This window comes from Bacillus hominis, from assembly GCF_018332515.1.
Classification (GTDB): domain Bacteria; phylum Bacillota; class Bacilli; order Bacillales; family Bacillaceae_G; genus Bacillus_A; species Bacillus_A hominis.
Genome location: NZ_BOQD01000141.1, coordinates 1 through 10,119, shown reverse-complemented (window position 1 = coordinate 10,119; position 10,119 = coordinate 1). Strand labels below are relative to the sequence as shown.

The 10,119-nt window shown below is 32.2% G+C and carries 4 protein-coding genes; all 4 read left to right on the top strand.

Going from position 1 to position 10,119, the window contains the following annotated elements; translation table 11 throughout:
* Positions 1–60: 60 nt before the first annotated feature.
* The 4 genes from dptF to KI356_RS14915 all read left to right on the top strand — a co-directional run bounded on the left by dptF (position 61) and on the right by KI356_RS14915 (position 9,872).
* Positions 61–2,427, top strand: coding sequence for a DNA phosphorothioation-dependent restriction protein DptF (gene dptF, locus KI356_RS14930; RefSeq protein WP_212935794.1), 2,367 nt, complete (start codon positions 61–63; stop codon positions 2,425–2,427).
* A gap of 3 nt (positions 2,428–2,430) precedes the next feature.
* Positions 2,431–3,816, top strand: coding sequence for a DNA phosphorothioation-dependent restriction protein DptG (dptG, locus tag KI356_RS14925; protein WP_212935793.1), 1,386 nt, complete (start codon positions 2,431–2,433; stop codon positions 3,814–3,816).
* The gene (gene dptH / locus KI356_RS14920; RefSeq protein ID WP_212935792.1) at positions 3,797–8,962 is read left to right on the top strand and encodes a DNA phosphorothioation-dependent restriction protein DptH; all 5,166 of its coding nucleotides are present in this window, start codon (positions 3,797–3,799) and stop codon (positions 8,960–8,962) included. The genes dptG and dptH overlap by 20 nt, the downstream gene beginning before the upstream one ends.
* A gap of 619 nt (positions 8,963–9,581) precedes the next feature.
* The gene (locus KI356_RS14915; RefSeq protein WP_212935791.1) at positions 9,582–9,872 is read left to right on the top strand and encodes a magnetosome magnetite crystal formation protein family; all 291 of its coding nucleotides are present in this window, start codon (positions 9,582–9,584) and stop codon (positions 9,870–9,872) included.
* Positions 9,873–10,119 lie beyond the last annotated feature (247 nt).

Genomic DNA, 10,119 nt, shown 5'->3' with positions numbered 1-10,119 from the left:
GATATTGTATAATATGGAATATATTCGAAACGTATTTTTATATTAAGAGGTGTTACATCATTGGAGAAATATACATTTGATTTTCTACAAGATATATTCCCTGAGTTAGTGGAGATTGGCAGGGATATTGAAAATATTTTTTATCAAGATCCCCAAGCGGTTTTAATTAAGGGAAGAGTATTCTCGGAGTTATTATCAAAACGCATTGCAGAAGAACATGAATTGTACGATATTCAATATTTAAAGCAAGTAGATCGTATTCAAAAATTAGAAAGAGAAGATATTTTATCAAAAGAAATTTCACGTTCATTTGATACAGTTCGCTACTTAGGAAATAAAGCGGCGCACGAACATATTGAAAGTGGAGTAGAGAGTGCCTTTAAAATGCATAAAAATCTATTCCAAATTGCAGTGTGGTTTATGGAGGTATACGGGAGCTATAAATTTGTTGCGCCGAAATATAAAAACCCACAGCCGAAGAGTAGTTTGCATATTGTAGAGAGATTGGAAGAAAAGATATCTGCTAGTTTAGAAGAAAAGCTAAAATTACTAATTGAGGTTGCAAGTAAACAAAATACTCCTAATCAACCTGAGGAATTAATAGAGATAAATAACTCTGAGATTGCAGTGGGATTAGAAATTGAAGATAGACAATCTGTGGTTAATAATGAAGGAACAGATGAAATCTTGGAGTACCATGACTTTATTTTAGGAGAAGGAGAGAGCTATTTACTAGCAGAAATCTCGAAGTTGAAAGAATCATCTCAAGAGGCTATCGAAAATCCTAATGAATTTAGTTCTTTCAAGGATTATTTACATGTTGAAAGAACGATACAGAACGATATGATGTCTGCTCTAACAACAGCAGCAGGGAAAAATACAAGTCAATTAATTTTCTTGTGTGGTAGCGTTGGAGATGGGAAATCACATTTATTATCGTATGTGAAAAATAAATATCCTGAATTGATGGAAGAATTTTCGGTTCATAATGATGCTACCGAAAGTTTTGATCCACAAAAGAGTTCTCTTGATACATTAGCGGAAGTATTAAAGCCGTATAGCGATAGTGAGATTGACAGTTCTGGATGTAAGTTAATTTTAGCTATTAACCTAGGAGTGCTACATAACTTTATTGAATCAGATTATGCAAAAGAGCACTATCAAACTTTAACAAAATTTATTGAGGAATCAGGAATATTCGAGGCAAATGAAGTTGCTACTAATCAACAAAGCGGTAATTTTCACTTGATTAGCTTTAGTGATTATCAACCTTTTGAATTAACTAGCGAAGGGCCAAAATCGGATTACTTTTCATCTATTTTAAAGCGAATTGTAGTTGAGTCAGAAAGAAATCCATTCTATCAAGCTTATTTGAAGGATAAGCAACGTGGTATAAATGGATTCTTCATGGTGAATTATGAGTTGTTGCAACAGCAACAGATACGAGATGGTGTTTTAAGCATATTAATTGAAGCAATAGTTAAGCATAAGATGATTATTTCGACACGCTCTATGCTTAATTTTATTTATGATATTTTAGTACCTTCTCATGGGAATGAAGATTTTCTTGGGGCAGGTATGATGGAAAAAACAGAAGCTTTATTGCCGAATTTATTATTTGATGGTCAAGAAAAATCAAATCTACTAGCAGTGATTTCTAAAATGGATCCTATTCATCTTCGATCAAATAGTGTAGACCAAATGCTAATTGAGCTAAATAACTCAGTAAATATGAAGAATACTTTCCAAAAACATTTAGATTTACATGGACTTGATGGATGGATAGAAGGGCTAGAAGAGATGGGGCCTTTCTTTGAGTTAAGCGATTCATCTAGACAGGTATTCAATAAAACATTAATACGTATGTCATTCTTTTTATCTCCAGTTTTAAATGAAATGTTCGCGGATGAAAATTATAAAAAATATATGGAATATTTATATGCTTTTAATAAGGGAAATCGATCTGATTTAAAAGATATGTATAATTTAGCGAGAAAATCAATTTTCTTATGGAACGGAAGTCCGAAGTCAGATTATGTATTTATGGATTATTCAAATGATACTACTCAGGTTGCACAGTCTCTTAAAATCAAGCCGTTTGTAGGACATTTGAAAGGGGTAGAAGCAGAGGTTTTAAATCGATTTAAATTAAATATATTACTTGCTTTTTCCAATGAAGATAAAGTTGCTCCTGTATATTTAGAAATTGATTATCCGTTATATGAAATGATGGTTAAACTTTCAAAAGGTTATCGCCCGAATAAAAAGGATAAAGAAGATTGTATTCAGTTCGTTGAATTTGTGGATAAGATAATGAAATTAGGAAATAGAGAAAAAGAATTGTTGTTTGTTCAATCTAATGAAAATGGAATGTTTAAACTAACATACGACGAAGATTTTGAAGAATTTACGTTTAGAAGGGATTAGAAAATGATTGTAAGAGAGAATTTAGAGGATTTGAAAAGGTCGCTGAGTATTAAACAGGAAAAATTAGGATTAAAACATACAATAAATAAAAAAGCTCCTCTGTTACCTTTCTCCACACGAGGAACAGAGCGGGCAAAATTCGTAAAAGGGTTTCAGGGAGTATTAGGAGAATTCACGCGTCTTGTCAGCGGAAATAAGTTAAAAATGGAAGTTAACCTAGAAGAACTTATTGGGGAGATTAGTAAATCTGTTGATGTATCAAAGCAAGATAAGTCGCACTTTGAACAAATACTACGTACCTTTTTACAAGATAGTGACAATACAATTAAAATTTTTCATTTGCATTTATTTCAATATTTACCGTTAAGTGAAGGTGCAGATAAAAAAGGAGAACAAGATATTGCTAGGTTTCTTTTAGATGTCTTATTAGGTGAGGAAGAAACAGTAAAAGAGATTTTTGGAAAAAGTGATTCAACAGATTTAATGTCGCGTCTTGTGTTAAAGCAATTAAATCATTTAGAGAAAGATGAGAAAGAACGCCGTTATATTAATCAAATTCCATTTATTTCGAAGGTATTCAAAGAAGATTTTCAATTTTTAGCGGAGCATAAAGATTATTTTAGAACCCATTATCACTTGTTTCTTAGTTATTATTACTTCTTATATATTACTCAATTGACTTTAAAGCTTTCACAAGTTGGGAAAGCGAACTTTAGTGAGAACAACGAAGTTTATTTTACACTTGACTGGGAGTCTACGAGTAAGAATAGAAAAGGTTATACTCATGGTTATCAAATGATTAAAGATACAGGTAGACATTTACTACTTCATATTAATTGCTTAGAACATTTAAATTTCTTAATGGGAGTAGAAAAAGCATGTGGCTATCCTGAATTGAAGGAAACACATCAGCAATTATCCGATGAGGATAAAAAAGTATTTTTAGAGATTCTTTGCGATTGGGTTATGGAATATAGAAGACATGTAGGTCTTGGGGTTTATGAAGAAAATTTAGAATTAGAATATGAGACGCTTGTACAATCTTTATTCCGTAGTATAGAAGAAGCTTATGAAAAAGATACGATGCAAGGACCTCGACATAGATATTCTTTATCAATAGAAGAGGTGGGAAAAAAATATTTCTTAAAAACTCGAGGTTCACTTGGTTATATGCTTAATATTAGTCAAGATATGTTATTGCTACTAACAGCATTGAGTTTGAAAAAGGAAAGAAAACCTTTGAAGCAAGTATTTATAGATTTAGAGGCTAGAGGTTTATTCTTCGATCGGTACTCAAAAGAAGAAATTGTACAGTTATTTGATAAGCTGAATTTAATAGACAAAAAAAGTGATAGCGGTGATGCACAGTATGTTAAACCAATTTTATAATTATCTTTCAGATAAACTAATAAGTTATTTAGAAGCGGAAAATCTTAGAGGTGGAGAGCGATTTTATCTTCAATTTGATAATCATGAACAAGTAAAAGCGTTTTATGACACATTAAAAGAACAAGATTTATCGCAGGCGTTTTATTATCAGCATAAGCAAGGAACTCCATACGAAACAATTGCCATTAAGCTTTCAGAGGAAATGAAGGTAGTTGTTGCGACTACATCAGCAAATGTGACTCCTGACTTTTTAGTAACACTTCGTAATGAAGTCGGTGAACAAAAGGATGTTTGGGAGAAAACAGCTTTACTTAGTGTATGTCATGAGACGCTGGACAGTATTAAGGGTGGTAGCAGTGATTTACAAAAAGAAGGTATGCCATTTAATGTGAAATCAATTTTAAAAACATTAAAAGAAGAAATTGAAACTTCTTCTCTAAACAAAGAAGAGAAGGAAGTACTATCATTTTATTTACGTAAAAAATTAGATGATACAATTGTGCGACCATCTCTTTGGGATTATGAAGAAATTCTTGGGTTTCTATCAAAACAAGAGATTGCGAGAGAAGATTATTCTAATCTAGGTATTTTCTATGATGAAAATTTAAATCAATTTACTTCAGCTCAAATGAAAAAAAGGTTAGAAGAAAATGCTTCATTCTTTGAGAAAGTACAACATATGCACGAGTATGAGCATTTAGAGAGTCAATTAGAAAAATTATTCGATGAGAAAGGTGTTTCTCGTCTAAAGAAGGAAGATTGGCAGCAAGCGGATTATGTTCTTGTTAAAGATTCTTACGACAAAATGACTGAAATAGATCGCCCATTAGAATATATTGAATCAGCAAAGAAATATTCAAAAGAAGGTCTGTTATATTGGGAAAAAGCACAAGCTGAGACAAAGGCTGGGAGACGTAAACGCCATATTATTATTTTTAATCCTACACAGGTAGAAAATATCAACATAAACTTTGAATTTGAAGAAAAGTTGAAGAAGGAATACATTCATAAAAATTCACAGGATTTTTGTGTGGTATCTGGGAAAAAGCTAGCTGTAAGTTTAGTGCATAAGCAAAATGTGACTTCATTCCATAAAGTTGTATATACACATAAGATGCAATCTAAGTCGAAATATGAGTTTCATATTGCTGTTGTAGAATGTGAAGCCGCGTTTTTACAATCTCTCCAAACAATTTATGAAGTGAATATGAATAAGAAAAATATAGTTATGAATAAAGCCGAAGAATGTATTGTTTTTGGGGATATTTCTAGTGAACCAGAAGAATTATTTATTGAAGAAGATGCACAGATTATAAATTGGCAAGGAGGAAGTTTTGAAGTCTCTGAATCTTCTCCTGCATGGAATGATGATAGCTTATCCTTTTCTATTCAAATTGAAACAACTTTAATCCCTATTCTTATTAGAGAGCAAGTTGCAAAGACTGTTCCAGTATCAGGAGAAAGGGTATGGAAATTAAAAAGAGAACATCAAGAAAGTTTCGAATATAACCTTGATACAAATAAATTAAAACAGGGTGCAAGGGAATTTTCAGCACGAGAAGGATTTCGAAATTATTTGCAAGACGAGAGAGTATGGATTGAAAATGAAATTGCTTTTGCAGTTAGAGGAGTATCAGGTCTAAATAAGGTTGAATTAGCAATTAATCCATCATTGAGAAATGCGTACCAAGAATTATTAAATTACTATAAATTTAATAATACGGTTCCTAGTCTTTGTTTTGTGGATGATCAATTAAGAGAGGTATCTATAAGATACTTGAAAGCTTTTAACGAAAGCGTTGCTCATATACAAGAAAATGTAATGCTAAAAGAAGAAGAAAAGAATCTGTTTAAATTGGGAGTTATTGAGGAGGAACAAAGAGTTATACTAACACCGTTGCATCCTCTTAATGTTGCCTACCAGTTAAGTATTAATGATGAAATTAAAAATGAAGTAGTTGAAATGCATATTTTAAATCGTCTGCATCCTAATAATCTATTGCCATATATATATGGACAGAATGATGAATTGTATCGACCAGTTGCTCAAAATGAAGCGCCTGAATGGATCGTTTATGAACCGCTTCATAAGGTTGCAATTGGAGAATCTAATGCATTTTTAGCTAATGTAGTTGAAGAAAAGCTTCAACAATTTGTGGAGCATTTCCAATACTTATTTTTACAAGAATCTAAATCTCCGATACGAATCAATGTTATTAATATAAATAATGATAAAGAAGTTGTAAGAGGGTTAGTGCATTTTATTAAGAAGCAGATAGATAAAAAAGGCCCATTAAAAATTATACCAGTAGAGGTCGCTTTATATCATGAGAATAATATATTAAGTGCCTTTGAAAAGTTTTCTATCTATGATGATGTTCAAAAATTCGAGGAGTTCTTTGAATTATCGCTAGCATCAAAGAATCTTGATGCTGTAGACGTATTAAGGCTGATTCGAGAAAATGTTTTCTACTATAAACTTATAGGTACGAAAGAATATGGTTACGCTCATATTTCATTCTATAAAATGATTTCAAATGAGAAGCATGCGAAAAGTACAATGGAAGATATTGAAACAGGACTATCTTTAAATGGAATGTTATCATCTCTATCATCTATTAGTACAGAAGTAGATTATCGTACGGGCTTCGGATTGAAAAATGTATTGAATAATGAACATTTGCTAATTCAAACTGCTAGAGGAATGAATGAATTAGGAAGTAATTTAAATAACGATGGTACAAACCCTTACCGCAAGAATGAAACAATTGTTACGAGAACATCTACTTATGATGAACAAGTTCTAGAACATTTATATGAATCTTCTTATTGGGTAACATTTATTGAGCCTAATGTTGGTTTAGATTTCTTCCAAGAGTCATCACGTAATTTATTGGTCATCCATTATAGTGATCAATATTCTTCATCAAGCCAGTATGATGCAATTACAGTAACGGATAAAGCAAGACAGTATCGAACAGTTATTGAACAGTATTTGGCAGAAAAAGAAATTGTATCGACGCCTGAAAAAATCAATACAGCTATTAGAGCTTTCAATAGTTTAAATGGTGAGTGGTTGCTACGAATTATAGGAAGTAAGGGACAATTTTCAAGAGAAAAGTTAAGTATTATTTCGGCTGTGAAATATATATTAAGTGCGTTAGATCATGAGAATATTTTATGGGTTCCTATCTCATTAGAAGAAATATTACGTGTTGCTGGAGCGGTAAAGTTAACGAAAAGTGAAGGGGTATTTTCTGCGAAAAATCTAGGCGGAAAAGGTGCGCATAGTGACGATTTACTGTTAATCGGAGTAGAAATACAAGATGATAAATTATCAGTGCATTATTATCCAGTGGAAGTGAAAATTGGTTTAAATCAAGACAGTGCTATTGCAAAAGCGAAAGAGCAAATTAATGCTACTAAGCAACTATTTGATACGCAACTTTCTAAAGTAAGTGAAGATGGTTTACATGTATTTAAACATAAGTTTTTCCGAAACTTCTTTGTACAGTTATTGCTAGCGAATGCAGAGAAATTTATTGCAAATAACATTTGGCCAGAAAAATCTTATGAGAAAATTGAAGAACTAAAGAAAAAATTATTAAATGATGATTATGAAATGAGTGGAGATTTGGATAGTAAAATTGGGAAAGGTGCGATTTTATCATTCAAAAAAGAACAAGCATGGAGATCCATTAAAATCGAAGAAGATATTTTATTAGTGGAATTAACCGAAGAGGATGGATATGAAGGAGTAGTCGAAGAAATTGAGGCACTCAAAACAAAAATTCATTCTGGTGGAACTGATATTAATCCAGATAGATTATTGAATAAGAATCATGACTCCAATCAAGAGTTGAAAAATCCTAGCAATAAAGTCGTTCCAACTGTACCTCATTCTGAAGAAGAAAAAGAAGAGAAAGAAGAGAAAGAAGAGAAAGAAGAGAAAGAAGAGAAAGAAGAGAAAGAAGAGAAAGAAGAGAAAGAAGAGAAAGAAGAAAAAGAAACAAAAGAATTAAAGGACGTCCGCGTTTTGTTAGGAACAGTAGAGGGATCGACTCAAGAAATATATTGGGAATTCGGAAACCCAGAGCTAGCGAATAGACATATTTTAATTTCGGGTAAATCAGGGCAAGGTAAGAGCTATTTCATTCAATGTTTACTTCTTGAATTGGCGAAAAACGGAATTTCTAGTATGATATTTGACTATACAGATGGATTCAAGAATTCTAAGTTAGAACCGGAATTTAAAGAGAAACTTCAAGATAATATTGAACAATTTTTAGTGGCAAAAGACAAATTTCCAGTAAATCCATTTAAACGAAATCAAAAAGAATTGGATGAAGGAATTTATATCGATGAAGATAATACGGATGTTGCTGAAAGAATTAAAAGTGTATTTTCAGCTGTATATAAAGATTTAGGCATTCAGCAACAAAACGCTATATATGAGGCGGTAATGCGTGGCTTAGATAAATATGGCGAGAATATGAATTTAAATTCTTTATTAGCAGAGTTAGAAGAAGATACTTCTGGTCCAGCTAAAACAGCAAGGTCGCAAATTAAACCATTCATTGATAAAAATCCATTTAATCATAGTGCTGTATATGATTGGGGAGAAATACTAAACCAAAAAGGTAAAGTATTTATTGTACAATTAACAGGATTTAATAGAGATGTACAGCTCATGATTACAGAGTTTATCTTATGGGATATTTGGAACTATCAATTGCATCACGGGGATAAAAATAAACCATTCCCAGTTATTTTAGACGAAGCGCAAAATCTTGATCATAGAGAAAAATCACCAAGTGCCAAAATTTTAACTGAAGGAAGAAAATTTGGCTGGTCAGGTTGGTATGCAACACAATCATTAAAAGGGCAATTTACAACGGATGAAATTTCACGATTACAGAACTCAAGTCAAAAAGTGTATTTCATGCCACCTGAAAATGAAATTAGTGCTATTGCATCAAACCTTGCTCAAGATTCAGCTGTGCGTAAAGAATGGGAAAAACGACTTGCAACATTGAAGAAAGGTCAATGTATTACTTCGGGGCCAATGTTACAGAAAGATGGTACGTTGAAGTCGGGTAGTCCTGTGATTATTAATATTAGTGCGTTGCAGGATAGGTTGAAGTAGTAATTTAATAGTGATATGAAAGTTTTAGAAAACCACCCTGGACGATATATTTGTTTGGGGTGGTTTTTGTATTGTTAAGCATGTTGAAACCTGAAAGTAGTAGGGGTACCCTTTGTCAAGTTTTTTAAAATTCTTAAGTGGTTTTCATAGGGATTAAGATGGATGGAATTCGTAACTAGATACATTTTTAGTATTTAAAGAGTATGGATATAGTTGATCTTTTAATTTAGTGGAGATATAATAGGTGAATCATAAAAATGAAAGGGGGAAGAGGGGTGGAGTTTATGATTCCTTTGACCGGTATCTCAATTTTATTTCTCCTCTATTGGTGTGTTGTGAATCAATATATCGTAGTTAAATGGAATGCTATTTTTAAGAAGTTTAATGAAAATGTAGTGTTTGGGATATTTATTACATGTATGTTATTTTGGTTGCAGTATTTATTTCAAATGTTTTTTGATAGATAATCAGTGTTTTGAGGTAACTAGACACAATGGAGTATGGAAGATATTTCATTGTGTCTATTTTTTCAGAACTAATTATAGGTTATTTCTTGCATCTCCCCCAACGTCACCCCCTAACCTAAAGAAGGCAAAATAAAAGGGGGGGAAAATCACTCATGAAAACCACCACAAAAAAAAGAAACACCATCATTGTGCTACTACTCTCAGCCGCAATAGGAATCTTTTCACCACTACTCATGTACATCACGCTGGCAAGTAAAAATGAAGTGTACAAATACCATTGTCGAAAAGCATTCAATTTTCATTTGTTAATATTTATTCTATTTAATATTAGTTCGCGTATTAGTGATGTTTTGTTTTGGATTGTCCTTGCTTTTGAGGTAGTTCAAGTGATCTTTGTTGCGTGGAAAGTAATACGCGACGAGCCATATTGTTATTTCATTTGAATTCCGTTATTTAAAGAAGATAAGCATGTAGTGGAAGGAGAATAGGTGATGAAACAAGAAGTGGAGATAAGGGGAAAGCGAATTTTTGTTATGATTGCAGTGTTGTTTGTTGCTTTACTTTATGTAAAGCTCCTTCTAAAAACCTCTGATTATCTGTAAAATTATGTATGTTGAGATTGGCGCTTATATCAAAAATATAGAAAAAGGTATAATTTAATCATAAATTGGATAAAAATGTTAGTAGGAG